16 protein-coding genes are annotated in these 18,451 nt (G+C 72.0%); 6 read left to right on the forward strand and 10 right to left on the reverse strand.

Annotation, left to right across the window (positions count from 1 at the left end; all coding sequences use genetic code 11):
* Positions 1–14: 14 nt before the first annotated feature.
* The 4 genes from CBF90_RS10770 to CBF90_RS10785 form a co-directional block, all read right to left on the reverse strand.
* Positions 15–1,439: an RDD family protein gene (locus CBF90_RS10770; protein WP_172407822.1), complete on the reverse strand. Its 1,425-nt coding sequence runs from the start codon at positions 1,437–1,439 to the stop codon at positions 15–17.
* A 113-nt stretch (positions 1,440–1,552) separates the two neighbouring features.
* Positions 1,553–3,157, reverse strand: coding sequence for a bifunctional phosphoribosylaminoimidazolecarboxamide formyltransferase/IMP cyclohydrolase (gene purH, locus CBF90_RS10775; RefSeq protein WP_023955677.1), 1,605 nt, complete (start codon positions 3,155–3,157; stop codon positions 1,553–1,555).
* Positions 3,158–3,196: 39 nt separating this feature from the next.
* Positions 3,197–3,811: a phosphoribosylglycinamide formyltransferase gene (purN, locus tag CBF90_RS10780; RefSeq protein WP_088380584.1), complete on the reverse strand. Its 615-nt coding sequence runs from the start codon at positions 3,809–3,811 to the stop codon at positions 3,197–3,199.
* Between the two features lie 4 nt (positions 3,812–3,815).
* On the reverse strand, positions 3,816–5,102 hold the full coding sequence (locus CBF90_RS10785; protein ID WP_023955682.1) for a DUF6350 family protein: 1,287 nt from the start codon (positions 5,100–5,102) through the stop codon (positions 3,816–3,818).
* Positions 5,103–5,182: 80 nt separating this feature from the next.
* Between CBF90_RS10785 and CBF90_RS10790 the strand changes: the two genes are divergently transcribed.
* Positions 5,183–6,619, forward strand: coding sequence for an NCS2 family permease (locus CBF90_RS10790; RefSeq protein WP_023955684.1), 1,437 nt, complete (start codon positions 5,183–5,185; stop codon positions 6,617–6,619).
* 79 nt (positions 6,620–6,698) lie between these two features.
* Here CBF90_RS10790 and sucD read toward each other — a convergent pair whose 3' ends face one another.
* The 4 genes from sucD to CBF90_RS10810 form a co-directional block, all read right to left on the reverse strand.
* The gene (gene sucD / locus CBF90_RS10795) at positions 6,699–7,601 is read right to left on the reverse strand and encodes a succinate--CoA ligase subunit alpha (protein WP_023955687.1); all 903 of its coding nucleotides are present in this window, start codon (positions 7,599–7,601) and stop codon (positions 6,699–6,701) included.
* A 27-nt stretch (positions 7,602–7,628) separates the two neighbouring features.
* Positions 7,629–8,795, reverse strand: coding sequence for an ADP-forming succinate--CoA ligase subunit beta (gene sucC, locus CBF90_RS10800; RefSeq protein WP_023955689.1), 1,167 nt, complete (start codon positions 8,793–8,795; stop codon positions 7,629–7,631).
* Positions 8,796–8,929: 134 nt separating this feature from the next.
* Complete coding sequence (locus CBF90_RS10805; RefSeq protein ID WP_023955690.1) at positions 8,930–9,532, reverse strand: DNA-binding response regulator; 603 nt, start codon at positions 9,530–9,532, stop codon at positions 8,930–8,932.
* Complete coding sequence (locus tag CBF90_RS10810; RefSeq protein WP_064955122.1) at positions 9,529–10,791, reverse strand: sensor histidine kinase; 1,263 nt, start codon at positions 10,789–10,791, stop codon at positions 9,529–9,531. The genes CBF90_RS10805 and CBF90_RS10810 overlap by 4 nt, the downstream gene beginning before the upstream one ends.
* Before the next feature lie 112 nt (positions 10,792–10,903).
* Between CBF90_RS10810 and CBF90_RS10815 the strand changes: the two genes are divergently transcribed.
* The 3 genes from CBF90_RS10815 (at position 10,904) to CBF90_RS10825 (ending at position 13,887) form a co-directional block, all read left to right on the forward strand.
* On the forward strand, positions 10,904–11,404 hold the full coding sequence (locus CBF90_RS10815) for a hypothetical protein (RefSeq protein ID WP_064955110.1): 501 nt from the start codon (positions 10,904–10,906) through the stop codon (positions 11,402–11,404).
* A 70-nt stretch (positions 11,405–11,474) separates the two neighbouring features.
* Positions 11,475–12,083: a DUF4304 domain-containing protein gene (locus tag CBF90_RS10820; RefSeq protein WP_088380586.1), complete on the forward strand. Its 609-nt coding sequence runs from the start codon at positions 11,475–11,477 to the stop codon at positions 12,081–12,083.
* Between the two features lie 109 nt (positions 12,084–12,192).
* Positions 12,193–13,887 (forward strand): long-chain-fatty-acid--CoA ligase, encoded by a 1,695-nt coding sequence (locus CBF90_RS10825; protein WP_088380587.1) that lies wholly within the window; start codon positions 12,193–12,195, stop codon positions 13,885–13,887.
* Positions 13,888–13,896: 9 nt separating this feature from the next.
* On the opposite strand, the gene CBF90_RS10830 is transcribed toward CBF90_RS10825, so the two are convergent.
* Entirely contained in the window at positions 13,897–15,420 is a 1,524-nt protein-coding gene (locus CBF90_RS10830; protein ID WP_064955113.1) for an FAD-dependent oxidoreductase, read from the reverse strand.
* 61 nt (positions 15,421–15,481) lie between these two features.
* On the opposite strand from CBF90_RS10830, the gene CBF90_RS10835 reads away from it, so the two are divergent.
* Positions 15,482–16,147, forward strand: coding sequence for a TetR/AcrR family transcriptional regulator (locus CBF90_RS10835; RefSeq protein WP_064955114.1), 666 nt, complete (start codon positions 15,482–15,484; stop codon positions 16,145–16,147).
* A 46-nt stretch (positions 16,148–16,193) separates the two neighbouring features.
* Positions 16,194–17,441 carry an acyl-CoA dehydrogenase family protein gene (locus tag CBF90_RS10840; protein ID WP_064955115.1) on the forward strand — a complete coding sequence of 416 codons (1,248 nt, stop codon included), beginning with the start codon at positions 16,194–16,196 and terminating at the stop codon, positions 17,439–17,441.
* Between the two features lie 23 nt (positions 17,442–17,464).
* Here CBF90_RS10840 and CBF90_RS10845 read toward each other — a convergent pair whose 3' ends face one another.
* Positions 17,465–18,445 (reverse strand): hypothetical protein, encoded by a 981-nt coding sequence (locus tag CBF90_RS10845; protein WP_088380588.1) that lies wholly within the window; start codon positions 18,443–18,445, stop codon positions 17,465–17,467.
* Positions 18,446–18,451: the final 6 nt, after the last annotated feature.

The raw sequence follows: 18,451 nt of genomic DNA on the forward strand, positions 1-18,451 counted from the left end.
GGTCGGCGGGGAGGTCAGCGGATGGCGACGACCGCGGAGCGATCGCCGAAGCGGATGGTGTCGCCGTCGTGCAGCTCGACGGGCTGGCCCGGGACGAGCGCCTGCTCTCTTGAGCCTCGGACGAGCACGCTGCCGTTCGTCGAGCCGCGTTCGACGGCGACCACTCGGGCATCGACGCGCAGCAGCGCCCAGTGCGTCTTCGAGATCGACCGGGTGTGGTCGACGACGGGCACCGGTGCGACGTCGCGGTCGTCGGGGCCGGTCGCCGGGGCACGCCCGAGCACCACCCCGCCCCCGGGCACCGCGATCGTGTCGCCCGAGTCGAGCGTCAGCTCGACGACCGCCGGGGATGCGGATGCCGGTCGAGCCGGTGACTCAGCGGCCGGTGCCGCGGGTGCGGGCGGCGCGGCCGCGGGTGCGGCCGGCGCAGCCGCGGGTGCGGGCTCCTCGAGGAGGGGCGGCGGCGTCCACGGGGCCGACCCGGCCCCGGGCGCGACGATGGCTCCGGGGGCGACGGCGGCGGGCATGGGTGCGGGCGCGGAAGCGGCCGGGACCGCGGGCGCCGGGGCCGCCGGGGGCAGACCCGGCGCAGGCGCCGCGAACGGCGCGGGGGCCACGGTGGTGGGGATGCCGGGGCGCGCTTCCTCCTCGGCGGCATCCGTCTCGCCGATGATGCCGCTGCCGGGGGCCGACCGCACCGCGCCGAGGACACCGCCCTTGTTGCGCGCGAGGGGCACGTAGGCCTCCGCTCCGCCTGAGGCGACCGGCGTGGCCAGCGAGGGGAGCTCGGCCTTGACGTCGAGCAGATCCGTCGCGACGGTCTTCCGAGCGATGCGCATGCGCTTGTCGTCGTAGGGGTTGAGCCCGCGCTTGACGTCGACGAGCCAGACGGCGGCGGCGAAGTCGGGCCAGCTGCGACCCCGGCGGTCGGGGTCGAACAACGGCGACAGTGCGATGACGAGCAGGGGGCCGAGGACCGGAACGATCATGCTCGCGCAGAGGACGAGGTAGCGCACGACCGCTCCGCGCCAGAATCCCGGCCGCTCGAGGGTGCGGACGTTGACGGCCCGCAGTCCCGTCAGCGCCTTGCCCAGGGTGACCCCGCGACGGCCGAGCAGGATGAGCTGGGTCAGGAGGAACGCGGTCGAGAGGCCGGAGCTGACGGCGGCGAGGATGATCAGCAGCACGACGTCATCGCGTGCCGTGAGCGCCTCGACGGGGTCCGTCGCCAGAGCGACGGTGGTCAGCGCCGGGACCACGACGATCAGCATGGGCGACTGGATCAGCAGCAGGACCAGGGCTTCGATGACGGTGGCCAGCGCGCGTCTGCCGAACGGAGCGCGGCGCAGCCCGAGTGACGCGGCGTACTCCGGCCTCGGGCGACCGTCGGCATCGAGCCCCTCGATCGTCCGAGCGCGCTCATCGATCTCCCAGATCACTCGTTCCTCCCCGAAACGCTCCACACCCGAAGCGACCCTATCGCCCGTTGCGGGGCCGCCGATCACCTGTTGACTCGACGGGCCCGCAACGGTCAGCGGAAGACGCCGGCGTGTCAGTGGAAGAAGTGGCGCTCGCCCGTGAAGAACATGGTCACTCCCGCCGCGCGAGCCGCGTCGACGACCTCCTGGTCGCGCACCGAGCCGCCGGGCTGAATGATCGTCTTGATCCCGGCGTCGATGAGCACCTGGGGGCCGTCGGCGAAGGGGAAGAAGGCGTCGGATGCCGCGACCGAGCCGGCCGCACGGTCGCCCGCGCGCTCGACCGCCAGGCGGCACGAGTCCACGCGGTTGACCTGGCCCATTCCGATCCCGACCGTCGCCGAGCCCTGGGCGAGCACGATCGCGTTCGACTTGACGGCCCGGCACGCCTTCCACGCGAAGATCATGCCCTCGAGCTCGGAGGGGTCGGGGCGCTCGCCCGAGACCAGCTGCCAGTCCTTCGCGACCGACTCGATGTCGTCGGGGAACCGGTCGGCGTCCTGCAGCAGCAGCCCGCCCGAGACGAGGCGGACGTCCATGCGCTCCTGCCGCCAGTCGGCGGGCAGGCGCAGCACCCGCAGGTTCTTCTTCAGCTTGAACACCTCGAGCGCCTCGGGCTCGAAGTCGGGGGCGACGATCACCTCGGTGAAGATGTCGCGGAGGTTCTCGGCCATCTTCAGCGTGACGGTGCGGTTGGCGGCGATCACACCGCCGAAGGCCGACACCGGGTCGCACTCGTGCGCGCGCAGGTGCGCGGACGCGATGGGGTCGAGCGCCTGCGGGGCGGTGACGGCGATGCCGCAGGGGTTGGCGTGCTTGATGATCGCGACGGCCGGCTTGACCATGTCGAAGGCGGCGCGCAGGGCAGCATCGGCGTCGACGTAGTTGTTGTACGACATCTCCTTGCCCTGCAGCTGCTCGGCCTGGGCGATGCCGTGGCCGCCCGCGCGCGTGTAGATCGCGGCGCGCTGGTGAGAGTTCTCGCCGTAGCGCAGCGTGGCCAGGCGCTCGGCGCGGATCGTCAGGTGCTGCGGCAGCTCGTCGCCCTCGAGCGTCGACTCGGCGAACCACGTCGCGACGGCCCGGTCGTACTCGGCCGTGTGCGCGAAGGCGCGGGCGGCGAGGTCGCGACGCTGCGCGAGGCTCGTGCCACCGGCAGCGACCGACTCGATGATCGCGGGGTACGACGAGGGTGAGACGACGATCGCGACGTTGGCGAAGTTCTTGGCCGAGGCGCGCACCATGGCGGGTCCGCCGATGTCGATCTGCTCGACGACGTCGTCGGGCGCAGCCCCCGACGCCACGGTCTCCACGAACGGGTACAGGTTCACGACCACGAGATCGAACGCCGAGATGCCGAGTTCTCCGAGCTGGGTCTCGTGGCTCTCGAGACGCAGGTCGGCCAGAAGCCCGGCGTGCACGCCGGGGTGCAGCGTCTTGACGCGTCCGTCGAGCGACTCGGGGAACCCGGTGACCTCGGCGACATCGGTCACCGTCAGACCGGCGTCGCGCAGGAGCGCCGCCGAACCGCCGGTCGAGACGATCTCGACACCGGCGTCGGCGAGGGCCTGCGCGAGCGGCAGGAGGTCGGTCTTGTCGCTCACCGAGATGAGCGCGCGGCGGACGGCGACGAGGTCGCGCGCGCGGTAGAGGGCGGGGTCGTGGCTCGGTCCGGCCATGGCGGTTCTCCTCGGGTGCGGTGTGGGGCCTGCGGTGCGTCAGGCCGTCGGAGCGGTCGGGTTCGGGGAAGCGGGCGCGGCGAGGTCGGTCTCGCCGGTCGCGATGCGGCGGACGACATCGATCAGCAGACGGCGCTCGACGGGCTTGATGCGTTCGTGGAGCGTCGTCTCATCGTCGCCGGGCAGGACGGGAACGCGCTCCTGCGCCAGGATCGGTCCGGTGTCGACGCCGGCGTCGACGACGATGACGCTCGCGCCGGTCCGATCGGCGCCTGCGGCCAGAGCATCGCGAACACCGTGGGCGCCCGGGAACTCGGGGAGGTACGCCGGGTGGGTGTTGATGATGCGGGGCGACCATGCGTCGACGACGGCGGCCGGCAGCAGACGCATGAGACCGCTGAGCACGATGAGGTCGGGAGCCCAGGCCTCAAGCTGGCGGAGGAGCTCGTCGCCCCACTCCTCCCGCGTCGCGTACTCCCGGAACGGAACCGCGAAGGTCGGGATGTTGAAGGCGTCGGCATGAGCCAGGCCGTCGGCGGGCCGGTCGGCTCCGACGACCACCACACGGGCCGGGAAGCCGGGCTCGGCCGCGGCATCCAGGAGGGCCCGCAGATTCGACCCGCCACCGGAGATGAGGACCGCGACCGTCAGCACCGTCCTACTCTACCCGCGCCGTTCCGGCCAGCCGTGCGGCGTCGTCATCCCCCGCTGCGGCGCCCTCGTCGCGCGTGTCGACGCGGTGCGACGAGCGCGGGCCGAGGAGCGCGATCGTCACACCGATGCCGATCTCGACGGCGAACGCGAGGCCGACCGCACCGGCCGACGGGCCGATCTGGTCGAGTCGTCCGGGCCCGAAGGCACCGGAAGCCAGGAGAGAGAGCACGGCCGCGGCGACGCCGCCCCCGACTGCCACGATCGCCGCGGCGGCCAGGCGGGGCAGGACGGGGTCGGCGGCAAGAGCGGATGCCGGCGCGGGCAGACGGCGGCGCGCCGCAGCACCGGCGACGAATCCGACCGCGACGAAGAGCAAGGCGACGAGCAGGAGCACGGGCGGCGTCGTCGGCGGTATCGCTCCGAGCACCGGAATCCCCGGCACGACGCCCAGCTGGGTGCCGGAAGCCGCCACCGTCGAGCCGGCGCCGAGCGAGAACCCGGGGCCTGCGGCGAACGCTCCGCCCCACACGAAGAAGGTCGGTAGATACGCCGCCTGGCCGAGGGTGACGACCGTCGCACCGATGGCATCGACGTTGGCCGCCTGGAACAGCGAGACGATCTCTCCGCCGCGCACCAGCACAGCGACCCCGACGAGGAATGCTCCGACGCCGACGAAGCCGGTGACGGCGATCGCCAGCCCGCGGGCGCCGGCCGACACCGCTGCCGCATAGCCGGTGCGGTCGAGCCGGACGAACAGCGAGTCGACGGGCCCGTCGTCACCGTCGCGCCACGCGCGGGTCACGGCGCCGAGCAGGGCGGGAACGGCGAAGACGAGCGTGGGCAGCAGAACGGCCTGCCAGGTCTCGACGACGGCGTACGGGGTTGCGGCGGTGGCGGCCACGACGGCCGAGGCGACAGCGACCGTCAGCGTTCCGGCGAGCACCCCGGTGAATCCGGCGCCGGCTCCGGCGGCGCGCGCGCCCGAGCGTGCGGCGAACAGGGCGATGAGCAGCGCGACCGCGAGCGGCGGCAGCGAGAGCGAGAACGAGACGGCGTCCGTGCCGATCCCGGTTCCGACCGTGTACTCCTGCGGAAGGGTAACCTGCAGCGGCACGAGATTGCCGAACTGCCACAGACGCACCGACGCGGGCCAGAGCGACGACCAGTCGGCTCCCCCGCCGAAGGCGACCGCCCACAGGACGGTCAGCGGCGCCAGGGCCGCGGCAACGCCGACGGCCACCGCGACGAGGGCGTCGAAGGCGGAGAGGAGGGCGACGAGCAGGCGATTCATGCCTGATCGACCCTACCCAGCGAGTCTGTGCGTGTCGGGTTGACGCGCGCGGGGGCGCTACCGTCTTCTCGGAGGATTTTGTGAACACTACGCAATCGCGCGCGCCCCAGGGTGCCATCGACCGCTTCTTCGACATCAGCCGACGCGGCTCGACGATCGGCACGGAGGTCCGCGGCGGCCTCGTGACCTTCGTCACGATGGCCTACATCGTCATCCTGAACCCGATCATCCTGTCGGGCAAGCCGGATGTGGCGGGGACGAGCCTCGACTTCGCGGCGGTCAGCGCCGCGACCGCGCTGACCGCGGGCGTCATGACGATCCTGTTCGGTCTCATCACCCGCCTCCCCTTCGCATTCGCGGCCGGGCTCGGGATCAACGCCTTCGTCGCGTTCGGCGTCGTCGGCGAGGTCACGTGGGCCGAGGCGATGGCGCTCGTCATGATCAACGGCGTCATCATCGTGCTGCTGGCTGCCACCGGCCTGCGCAAGCTCATCTTCGATGCCGTCCCCGTGCAGCTCAAGCTCGCGATCACGGTGGCCATCGGCCTGTTCATCGCGTTCATCGGCTTCGTCAACTCCGGTTTCGTGACCTCGACCGGACAGGCCTCTCCCCCGGTCGGTCTCGGTGTCGGCGGCTCCGTCGCATCGGTGCCGACCCTGATGTTCGTCATCACCCTCCTGCTGACCGGCGTCCTCGTCGCTCGCAAGGTCAAGGGCGGCATGCTCATCGGCATCGTCACGGGCACGGTCCTGTCGATCGTCGTCGAGGCGATCTGGCACCTCGGCGCGGCGACCGAGAACCCCGGCGGGTGGGGACTGACCGTCCCGGCGCTCTCCGGCTCTCCCGTCAGCGTCCCCGATCTGAGCCTCATCGGCGCCGTCGACTTCGGATTCGACCTCGGCAAGGTCAGCATCGTGACCCTCGTGATGCTCGTCTTCACGCTCGTCTTCTCGAACTTCTTCGACGCGATGGGCACCATGACGGGACTCGCGAAGGAGGCGAACCTCGCCGACGCGAAGGGGGACTTCCCGCGCATCAAGTCGGCGCTGATCGTCGAGGGTGTCGGGGCGATCGCGGGTGGCGCGACGAGCTCGTCGTCGGCCACGGTCTTCGTCGAGTCCGGCTCGGGCATCGGCGAGGGGGCGCGCACGGGACTCGCGAACGTCGTGACGGGCCTCGTCTTCCTGCTCGCGATGTTCTTCACCCCGCTGACCTCGATCGTCCCGACCGAGGTCGCCGCCGCAGCGCTCGTCATCGTCGGAGCGATGATGCTGTCGCAGATCGCGCACATCGACCTGACCGACTTCCGCGTCCTGCTGCCGGTGTTCCTCACGGCGACCGTCATGCCGCTGACCTACTCGATCGCCAACGGCATCGGCGCGGGGTTCATCTCGTGGGTGCTCGTCAACGCGCTGTCGGGACGCGTCAAGCAGATCAGCCCGCTGCTGTGGGTCGTCGCCGGCGGCTTCGTGATCTTCTTCGCCCGCGGCCCCCTCGAGGCGCTGCTCGGGGTCTGATAGCCGCCGAAGGCCGCTTCGGAGAACAGCGAAGGGGCGGATGCCGCAGCATCCGCCCCTTCGTCGTGTCCGGGAAGCGTCAGAGCTTCTCGATGATCTCCCGCATGAGCGCGGCGGTCTCGGACGGCGTCTTGCCGACCTTGACACCGGCGGCCTCGAGGGCCTCCTTCTTCGCCTGTGCGGTTCCCGCCGAGCCGGAGACGATGGCGCCGGCGTGGCCCATCGTCTTGCCCTCGGGGGCGGTGAAGCCCGCGACGTAGCCGACGACCGGCTTGGTGACGTGCGCCTTTATGTACTCGGCCGCGCGCTCTTCGGCGTCGCCGCCGATCTCGCCGATCATGACGATGGCCTTCGTCTCGGGGTCGGCCTCGAACGCCGCGAGAGCGTCGATGTGCGTCGTGCCGATGATCGGGTCGCCGCCGATGCCGATGGCGGTCGAGAACCCGAGGTCGCGCAGCTCGAACATCATCTGGTAGGTCAGGGTGCCCGACTTCGACACGAGGCCGATCGGGCCCTTGCCCGTGATGTTCGCCGGCGTGATGCCCGCGAGAGCCTCGCCGGGCGTGATGATGCCGGGGCAGTTCGGCCCGATGATGCGGGTCTTGTTGCCCTTCGACTTCGCGTAGGCCCAGGCCTCGGCCGACTCGCCGACGGGAACGCCCTCGGTGATGACGACCAGCAGCGGGATCTCGGCGTCGATGGCCTCGACCATGGCGTCCTTGGTGAACGCGGGCGGCACGAACGCGACCGAGACGTCGGCCCCGGTCTTCTCGATCGCCTCGGCGACCGAGCCGAACACGGGCAGCTCGACGGCGTTGCCGTCGGCGTCGGTGTGCGAGACCGTGGTGCCGGCCTTGCGCGCGTTCACGCCGCCGACGATGTTGGTGCCCGCCTTGAGCATCAGCGCGGTGTGCTTGGTGCCCTCACCGCCCGTGATGCCCTGGACGATGACCTTGGAGTCCTTGTTGAGGTAGATAGACATGTCGTTGGTCCTTTTCGCGTCCGGAGCTCAGGCGTTGGCCAGCTCGGCGGCCTTGTCGGCGCCCTCGTCCATACCGGCGGCGAGGGTCACGAGCGGGTGGTTCGCGTCGGCGAGGATCGCGCGGCCCTCGTCGACCTGGTTGCCGTCGAGACGCACCACGAGCGGCTTGGTCGCCGAATCGCCGAGGATCTCGAGCGCCTTGACGATGCCCTCCGCCACGGCGACGCACGAGGTGATGCCGCCGAAGACGTTGACGAAGACGCTCTTGACCTGCTCGTCGCCGAGGATGACGTCCAGACCCGAGGCCATGACCTGGGCGTTGGCGCCACCACCGATGTCGAGGAAGTTGGCGGGCTTGACGCCGCCGTGCTTCTCGCCGGCGTAGGCGACGACGTCGAGGGTGGACATGACCAGGCCCGCGCCGTTGCCGATGACGCCGACCTGACCGTCGAGCTTGACGTAGTTCAGGCCCGACTCCTTGGCCTTGGCCTCGAGCGGGTCGGCGGCGCCCTTGTCCTCGAGCTCCTCGTGCTCGGGGTGGCGGACCTCGCTGGCGTTCTCGTCGAGCGAGACCTTGCCGTCGAGGGCGACGATGTCACCGGCGCCCGTGCGGACGAGCGGGTTCACCTCGACGAGGGTCGCGCCCTCGCCCGTGTAGACGGCGTAGAGCTTGACGAACACGTCCGAGACCTTCTCGACGAGGTCCTCGGGGAAGTTCGCCGCGCGGGCGATCTCGACGGCCTTGGCCTTATCGATGCCCTGCAGAGGGTCGACCTCGATGCGCGCGAGCGCCTCGGGACGCTCGACGGCGAGCTCCTCGATCTCCATGCCGCCCTCGACCGAGCACAGGCTCAGGTACGAGCGGTTGGCGCGGTCGAGCAGCACCGAGAAGTAGAACTCCTCGGCGATGTCGGCGCCCTGCGCGACCATGACGCGCTGGACCACGTGGCCCTTGATGTCGAGGCCGAGGATGGCCTCGGCCGCGGCGAACGCCTCGTCGGGGGTCTTGGCGACCTTGACGCCGCCGGCCTTGCCGCGACCTCCGGTCTTGACCTGAGCCTTGACGACCACGACGCCGCCGATCTTCTCGGCCGCCGCCTTCGCCTCCTCAGGGGTGTCGGCGATGATGCCGGCGAGCACCGGCACCTCGTACTTCTCGAACAGGTCTCGGGCCTGGTACTCGTAAAGGTCCACTGCAATCCTTCGCTGGGCGACGGTGGGTGATGGGGCGTGAGAAATCTCGATGTCGAGATATCGCCCGATCGGAAAGCCTACTACCCGTGTCTGACGGCCCCGTGCCCGATCCCCGCCGAACGGAGGGGACGGCGTCAGATCCAGCCGCGCTCGCGCGCCATGATCGCCGCCTGCTGCCGGGTGGCGAGATGGAGCTTGCCCAGCACCGACGAGACGTGGTTGCGGACCGTGCCCGCCGACAGATGAAGCGTCGCCGCGATCTCGGCGATCGTCTCGCCTCGGGCACCCGCCCGCAGCACGTCCAGTTCCCGGTCGGTGAGGGGGCTGCGCTCGTCGCTCAGCGCATCAGCGGCGATCTCGGGGTCGACGTAGCGCCGCCCGGCGGCAACCTCGCGGATGACGGCGGCGACGTCGTCGGCGCGGCGCGACTTCGGCACGAAGCCGTCGACGCCGGCGCTCAGCGCGCGGCGGAGAACGCCGGGCCGCGCGTGCCGGGTGACGACGACGCAGCGCGCCGGCACCCGCTGCCGGATGCGGGCGGCCGCCTCGACCCCGTCGATGCCCGGCATCTCGAGGTCGAGCAGGCAGACGTCGGGACGCAGCTCGAGCGCTCGCTCCACCGCGCTCTCGCCGTCGCGGCACTCGGCGATCACCTCGAGGTCGTCCTCGAGACGCAGCAGCGCGGCGAGCGCCGAACGGATCATGTCCTCGTCATCGGCGATGAGCACGCGGATCATCCGGGCATCCCCTCGCCCGCCGGCTCCCGGGTCGCGCCAGCGGCAGTGCCGGGCGCTCCCGCGGGGACCGAAACGACGACCTCGAACCGCCCGTCTTCACGGCGGGATCGCAGGTCGCCGCCGGCCACCCCGACCCGGTGCGCGATGCCGGCGAGGCCCGAGCCCGCCCCCAGCGCGGAATCCGGCCCCGGGTCGTTGGCGAAGGCGACGCGCCAGTACCCGCCCTCGCGATCGAGCCTCAGCTCCGCCCATCGACCACCGCCGTGCTTGAGCACGTTGGTCGTGCACTCCCGGATCACGGGGCCGAGGATGTCGGCGGGCGCGAGCACCGCGTCGGCCGCGACGTCGAGCCGCACCGCGAGTCCGGCCGCGCGCAGCAGGTCGGCGGCGTTGGCCAGTTCGTCGGGCAGCGGTACGCCGCGGAAGCGCCCGGCGAGCTCGCGCGTGCCCGTGCGGGCTGCGTCGACGGAGGCGCGGGCCAGGCGGATCTGCTCGCCCGCGGCATCCGGGTCGCGCCCCAGCATCCGCTCCGCGAGCTCCAGCTGCAGCGCGATCACCTGCAGATGGTGCCCCTGCAGGTCGTGCAGCTCGCCCGCCAGGCGCAGCCGCTCCTGCGTCGCGGCGAGGCGCGACTCGGTCGTGCGCGCACGGTCGAGCTCGAGCACGACATCCCACGACCACAGCGACAGGGCGATGGACGCCGGCAGCGCGACCGCGAAGACGAGCAGCGCGAACGTCAGCGAGCCCACGCCCGCGAGGGCGCCCTCGATGCGTGCCCGCTCCGCGAACCACAGCGCGACGAGCGCTGCCTCGACGAGGATCACGCCCCGCCAGCGGATGCCGGGCCCCCAGCGCACCAGGCACAGGATCGTCGCGAGGACCGAGGCCCCGAACAGCACCGTCATCGTCGTCGCGCCGAGGAGCAGCGACCCCGCCACGCCCAGAAGAACCGGCCACGACAGGAAGCGGCGCAGGCGCGGCGGACGATCGGCCTCCCCCACGTCGCCGTCGGTGCGGTATCGAACGAGCAGCACGACCGTCGAGACCAGGACGGCGACCGAGCCGGCCGCGTACCCGACGATCACCGCCGGGTCCTCCAGGCGGGTGCGGACCTGCAGCGCCCACAGGCTCCAGATGCCGAGCGCCGAGATCATGAAGAAGACGATGGATACGGCGATGTACCACGAGGTGGCCGCGACCTCACGGGCCAGTGCCGTGCGGCGCGGCGCGGATGCCGTGCGGGGGTCGCGGTCGTTCACGAGGCCCACAGTACGGCCATGACGTTTGTCACGGTCCGGGTCGCGGAACCTCCCGGGCACCGGTGACGCCCCGACACTGCCGCGGACTTCCGGGCGCCGCTGGGATGGATCCATGACCAACCCCCTCGCAGACCTCATCCTCGGCTTCCAGGACCTCGTGGCCCGGATGCCCGACATCCTTCAGCCCGTCATCGTCGCCCTCGCCGGCGCGGTGCCGTTCATCGAGGGCGAAGGCGCGGCCGGCATCGGCATCATCGGCGGCATCCACCCCGTCGTCGCCGCCCTGGCCGGCGCCATCGGCAACTTCGTCTGCGTCGCCGTCGTCGTGCTCGTGGCCGCCCGCGTGCGCACCGCCGTCACCACGCGCGGCGGGGCCCCCGAGAAGCCGAAGTCGGCCCGCAGCGAGAAGTTCCAGAAGGCGTACCACCGCTACGGCACCCCGGGCGTGAGCCTGCTCGGTCCGCTTCTGCTGCCCACGCAGTTCACCGCGGCCGCCCTGACCGCCACCGGAGTGCCCCCTCGCACCGTCCTGCTGTGGCAGGGAGCGGCGATCGTCATGTGGACGACGATCATCACGCTGTTCATCACCGGTGTGCTCTACGTCGCGACCTGACGCGGCGGAGCACGCCCGATAGGCTCCGCTCGGCGACACCGACACCGACACCGACACCGAGGAGACGACGATGACCGCGCTCGAAGAACGCCTCGACGCCTTCGTGGCCAATGCTGTCGTCCCGGTGCTCAAGCCTCGCGGGTACCGCAAGAAGCGTCTGGTCTGGACTCGGGAGACGCCGGGGGTGCTCCACGAGGTGACGTTGCAGCGCAGCCAGGGGAACGCCGCTGGCCACCTCCGCGTATACGTCGAGGGCGCCGTGCACGTCGCAGGCTTCGACGAGGCGATCGGCAGGACAGCGCCCTCACCCCTCTCGCGCGCCACGCCGCAGTACCGCCGTCGATTCGAGGACATCGTCGGATGGCCGGCGCAATGGATCGACCTCGAGACGTGGTCCGACGACGAGCTCGTGCCGCGTCTGCGGGAGGCGGTCGGCGCGCTTGCTGACCACCTCGAGCGCATCGACTCCGCCGAGGGACTCGCCCTGGCGAAGCAGGAGTCGGGCGCGGGCCTCGACCTCGATCTGTTCGCTTGGTGGTGCGCCGCCGGCGACGACGCGGCACGCAAGGCCCAGCTGGCGCAGGCGCACGCGGGTTTCGGGCACGAGGAGCGCTGGCCCCGCCTCCTCGCCGGGTTCGTGCGGGTGGGCGAGCGCTACGGCGTCACCGTCGCGGTCTGACCCGCGCGGACGCGGCGCCACGGGACCGCCCCTCTCGCGGACCGGCCGATCGGCGCGAAACCGGCGCCGTATTCAGCGGCGGGCATGTCGCGGAATGCAGGATGGGGACATGACCGCCCTCGAGTCCCGCCCGTGGCTGTCGGCCTACGCCGACGGCGTCCCCGCCGAGATCGACGAGGTGACGCAGACCCTGCCGGAGATGCTCGCCGCGACCGTCGCCCGACACGGCAACCGGACCGCCCTGGAGTTCTTCGGCGCCACCACGACGTATCGCGAGCTCGGCGAGAGCGTCGACCGCGCCGCGGAAGGCCTGCGCAGGCTGGGGGTGACCGCGGGCGACCGGGTGGCGATCGTGCTCCCGAACTGCCCGCAGCACGTCATCGCGTTCTACGCGGCATTGCGCCTCGGCGCGATCGTCGTCGAGCACAACCCCCTCTACACCGCGCGTGAACTGCGCCACCAGTTCGAGGACCACGGCGCACGGTTCGCGATCGTGTGGGACAAGACCGTCGACACCATCGCCGACTTCCCGACCGACCTGCGGGTCGAGCGCATCATCAGCGTCGACGTCACCGAGGCGCTGCCGCGCGGCAAGCGGATGCTGCTCCGCCTGCCGATCGCGAAAGCGCGGGAGTCGCGCGCCCAGCTGACGGCGAAGCCGCGAGCGAAGGATGCGCTGCCGTGGTCGAAGCTCGTCCGACACCGCCCCCTGTCGCGTCGTGCGGCGGGACCGACGCTCGACGACACGGCACTGCTGCAGTACACCAGCGGTACGACCGGCATCCCCAAGGGCGCCGTCCTGAGCCACCGCAACCTGCGGGCGAACGCCATGCAGGGTCGCGCATGGGTTCCCGGTCTCGTCGAGGGCGAGGAGACGTTCTACGGCGTCCTGCCGCTCTTCCACGCCTACGGCATGACGCTCTGCCTGACCTTCGCGATGAGCATCGGGGCGAAGCTCGTGCTGTTTCCGAAGTTCGACGTCGGCCTCATGGCGGACGCCGCCAAGAAGAGCCCGCCGACGTTCCTCCCCGCGGTGCCGCCGATCTACGACCAGCTCGCGCGGGCGGCATCGCGTGGCGCGATCGACCTGTCACGCGTGCGGTTCGCGATCTCGGGAGCGATGAGCCTGCCGGTCGCCACCGTCCGCCGGTGGGAGGACACCACGGGCGGGCTCCTCGTCGAAGGTTACGGCATGACGGAGTCCTCCCCCGTCGCGCTCGGCAATCCCATGGGTCCCTCCCGCCGTCCCGGCACGGTGGGAGTGCCGTTCCCGAGCACCGACATCCGCATCGTCGACCCCGACGACCCCTCCGCCGACCGCGAGCCGGGCGAGGAGGGCGAGCTGCTGCTGCGCGGCCCCCAGGTGTTCTCGGGCTACTGGCGCCGCCCCGCCGAGACCGCGGACGCACTGCTTCCCGGTGGCTGGCTGCGCACGGGAGACATCGCCGTCGTCTCGCCCGACGGCTTCGTCACGATCGTCGACCGGCTCAAGGAGCTCATCATCACGGGCGGGTTCAACGTCTCACCCAGCGAGGTCGAGGACACCCTGCACGCGCACCCCGACGTCGAGGCCGCGGCCGTCGTCGCCGCTCCCCGTTCCTCGGGCGGAGAGGAAGTCGTCGCCGCGGTCGTGCTGCGCGATGGGGCCGAGCTCGACGTCGAGGGTCTGCGCGACTTCTGCCGGACGCGCCTGGCCGCGTACAAGGTCCCGCGCCGGATCGTCGCGGTCGACGACCTTCCCCGGTCGCTCATCGGCAAGGTGCTGCGACGTCAGGTGCGCGAACAGCTGCTCGCGCGGGACTGACCGCTCGGGTCAGCGCAGGCGACGCAGGCCCGTCGAGGCGGGACCCTCGATGCGCTCGCCGTCCGGGGTGAACCGCGACGCGTGCAGGGGACAGTCCCACGTGCACTCGAGGTCGTTCCACTCCAGCACGCCGCCCAGGTGGGGGCAGATCGCGCTGACCGCCCGCGTCTGACCGTCGATCGTCGAGACGCCCACCGGCCGGGCATGGTGCTGCGCGACGGTTCCTTCGCCCTCCGCGGGCTGCGCCACCGGGGTGGACCGCCTCGCGGCCGAGGCCCAGCCGCGCGCCGCGACGGCGCCGATCTTGGCGTTCTCGGCCGCGCCGCGGGCGAGATCCGCGGGCACCGTCAGCCGCGTGCCGATCACCGTCATCCACGTCGGGCGCTCGCGCATCCTCTCCCCGCGGAGTTCGCTGGCGATCCGCAGCGCCGCCGCGGGCGCGTTCGTGAGCCCCCATTTGGCGTATCCGGTCGCGAACCGAACGCGACCGAGCGAGCGGGGCATCGCGCCGATGAACGGCACGAGGTTGTGCGAGGTGTAGTCCTGCGCCGACCAGCGGTGGGTCTCCGCGCCCACGGGGAACGTGTCCCGAGCCCACGCGACGAGCTCCTCGAGCTTCGCGAGCTCGCTGTCGGTCCGGCCGACGGGGTGTCCGGCGCCGCCGACGACGAGCTGCGGCGACCGCTCGGGGCCGCCCGCACCGTCTGCCGCCGTCACGGTGCGCACTGACCGGGTGGGGCTGTCGGCCGACAGGTACATGCCCTCGGGCACTTCGCCCTCGAGGTCGAACGAGACGCACGCCGACCGCATGCCGCTCACCTTGGCGAAGTACAGCCCGCGGTCGGTGATGGGCGCGCCCGTGGCGAGCACGATCTTCTCGGCGAACAGCGGCCCCGCCTCGGTGTCGATCCGCGGCCGCGGCACGACCCGCACCCGTCGCACGGCCGTGCCCAGGTGGAGCCGGCCTCCGGCCGCGACGAAAGCGGTCGCCAGTGCCGTCAACAGGCTCATCGGGTCGATCGCGCGCTGCTCGTCCAGAGCGACGGCGCTGGTCATGCGGACGGGGCCGGCGGCGAGCTCGTCGGCACCCGCGAGTCGCACGTCGAGGCCCGCCTCTCGAGCCGCCCGGTACTCGTCGGTCACGGCCGCGACACCCTCGGCGCCCTGGGCGTGCGTGTACGCGGTGCGGGTGGTGGTCGAGACCCCGAGCTCGTCGGCGGCCCGGGTGATCCACTCGAAGCCGTCGCGGTTCGCGTCGACGTAGGCACGGACGAGGGATGCCGGGTGGTGCCGGCGCAGCGACGACAGCGTCGTGCCCTGCAACAGCGAGATCTTGCCGGTGTTCGAGCCCGAGGCGAGCTCGCCGATGCCGCCGCGCTCGACGATCGCGACGTCCATCCCGCTGCGCACGAGCTCGAGCGCCGTCGCGAGGCCGGTCAGCCCTGCCCCCACGATGACCACGTCGTGGCGCCGTCCCGGCTCGAACGGCGCTCCGGCGGGCACGGCGACGTCGGACTTCCACAGCGCGGTCATTCCCGCAGTCAACGCCGCGCACCGGACGGCGGCAAGCGACTTGACACTAGGCTCGGTGCCCATGACCGAGGCCTCCCGCACCCCCGGCGACCCTCTCGTGGCCGCGGCGGTCGCGCTGTTCGACGAGCAGGGGTACGAGCGCACCTCGGTCGACGACATCGCGCGGGCCGGCGGCCTGTCGCGCTCGACGTTCTTCCGGCAGTACGGCGGCAAGGACGATGTGGTCTTCGCCGACCACGACGTCGCGATCGCGGCTCTGCGCGAGCTGCTCGAGAGGCCGAACGAGAGCCCGTGGCGGGCCGTATGCGACGCCGCCCTCGCGGCCTTCGACCACTTCGCCGCCGACGTCGAGCTGGCGCGGCGCCGCTATCGCGTGGTCCGCGGAGTCCCGGCGTTGCGCGAGCGCGAGATCGTGATGGTCTTCCGGTACGAGCGGCTCTTCGGCGATCATCTGCGCGGGCGTCTGCCCGACCTCGATCCCGCCGAGGCCGTCGCCTTCAGCGCCGCGGTGACCGCCGTACACAACCATGTCCTGCGCCGGCTCCTCCGCGGCGAGGACGCCGTCGCGCGGGCCACGGTGGAAGCGGCGCTCGACGATCTGCTGCGTCGGTTCGGCGTGCATCCCGACGGCGGGACACCCGCCGACGACGACGTCGTGGTGGCCGTCTTCCCGCGCCGGATGCCGCTCGCCGAGGTGACCCGCCGCCTCCGCGCCGACCTCTCCTGAGCAGATGCGGTGACACCCAGTGTCATTCGGGGTGATACTGGATGCCATGAGCGATGAAGCCGACCGTGACCTCGACGCGCTCCCCGGCGAGCGCGTCGCGTCCTACGCCCTCACGAGCCGCCGCGACACCGATTACTACGGCGTCTTCGCCGACGTCGACGACGAAGACCGCGCCGCCTGGGATCGCGCCCGGGCCTTCGTCGATGAGGTGGGCGAGCGGATGCAGCACGCCTGGGACACCGCGACCTACCCCCTCGACCTCGTCCGCCGGATGGGCGAGCTCGATCTCTTCGTCGACGGCATCGACCACCCCGAGCTCACGCGCATCACGCCACTCGGCGCGGGCCTGGTGACGATGGAGATCTCCCGCGGCGACGGTTCGCTCGGCACGGCGCACGCGGTGCAGGGCGGGCTCGCGTTGCGCACCCTCGCCCTCTTCGGCTCCCCCGCTCAGCAGGAGCGCTGGCTGCGGCCGCTCGCCGCGGGCGAAGTGCTGGGCGCCTTCGCGCTCACCGAGCCCGACCACGGCTCCGATTCGGTCTCGCTCGAGACGGTCGCCCGCCGCGAGGGCGACGAGTGGGTGCTGCGCGGGGCCAAGAAGTGGATCGGGAACGGGGCATCGGGCGGCATCACGTTCGTGTGGGCTCGGGTCGACGATGAGGGCGACGAGCTGCACGGTGCGGTGCGCTGCTTCCTCGTCGAGCAGGACCGCCCGGGCTACACCGGCACCGTCATCGCGGGCAAGGCGTCGCTGCGCGGCATTCATCAGGCTCACGTGGCGCTGCGCGATGTGAGGCTGCCGGCCGATGCTGTCCTCGAGGGGACTCGTTCGTTCCGGGATGCCTCGACCGTGCTCTACGCCACGCGTTCCGGGGTCGCGTGGTCGGCGCTGGGTCACGCGACCGCGTGCTACGAGGCTGCCGTCACCTACGCCGGCGAGCGCATCCAGTTCGGGCGTCCGCTGGCCCGCTCGCAGATGGTGCAGGAGCGGCTGGCTCAGATGCTCGACGAGCTCACCGCGATGCAGCTCTACTGCCGCCGCCTCGCCGACCTCGAGACCTCGGGCGGCCTGCGTCCCACCCAGGCCTCGCTGGCGAAGTACCACAACACCCGGGCCGCGCGACGGATCGCGCAGATCGCGCGCGATCTGCTCGGGGGCAACGGCATCCTGCTCGAGAACGGCGTCATGCAGCACATGACCGACATCGAGGCCATCCACACCTACGAGGGCACGGAGAGCGTCCAAGCCCTCCTGCTCGGCCGCGACATCACGGGCGTCGGCGCGTTCGCCTGAGCCGCCGGCCGGCGAACTGCGACTCAGCGCGCGCGCCGGCGCACCACGATGACCGCCGCGAGCGCGATGATCCCCGCACCCGCCGCGAGGACGGCGATCGACGACCACGGCACGGCCGGTGATGAGAACCCCGAGGATGCCGGTTCGGGGAGCGGCACCCGATCGTCGCCGAGCGAGATCGGGGTCACGGTGACCTCGCCGGCGGCGAGGAACAGCGGCGCGAGCGGCAGCTCGATGCGCTGCGTCGCCGTGCCGCCGGGCAGCACCTCGAACGCCTCGGCGACGCCACCGCCGGGAAGAAGCCCCAGCGGGCCCGCAGCCTCGGCGGCACCGCTGGCCCCGAAGCGGACGTTGCCGATGTTGGTCACCTGGTACTCCACCGTCAGGGTGCCGGGAGCGAAGGGGATCCACGAGGGCGTGAAGCTCGCGGTGGCCGCGTCGATGCGGAGCGCCGGAGCGATGTCACCGGCGACCTGCAGGTGCACGCGCACCCCGACGCGGTGCGTCACCGTCACCTCCGATCCCTCGGCGCTGAGCCCCACGACGATCCCCGCGGGGTGATCTCCCGGCGTCGCATCCGCCGGCACCGTGATCGTGACCGGAAGCACACGGGTCTCGCCCGCAGCGAGCGCGAGGCCGTCGCCGTCGAGCCCGCCGACGTCGATCCACGCTCCGCCCGCTTCCGGATCGTCGGCACGGACGTCGTACGCGCCGTCCGCGCCCACCACGCCGTCACCGGCGGCGACGGTGAACACCGCGGGCTCGACGGAATGGTTGGTGACCGCGATGGCATCGGTGATCGCGGCGCCCGGGTCGATCGTGTGGCGCAGCGACACGCGGCCGTCGGGGCCGGCGGCGTCGGCGGGGACGACGCCCCACTCGATCGCGGGCGGCTCCGGCGCCGCGGCCGATGCCGGGACGACGGCGAGCGACGCGGATGCCGTGAGCGCGGCGAGCACGCCGACCGCCAGCAGCACGGCGCGGACGGGAAGGATGCGGGGCATGAGGTC

The organism is Microbacterium sp. AISO3, from assembly GCF_002204305.1.
Classification (GTDB): Bacteria; Actinomycetota; Actinomycetes; order Actinomycetales; family Microbacteriaceae; genus Microbacterium; species Microbacterium arborescens.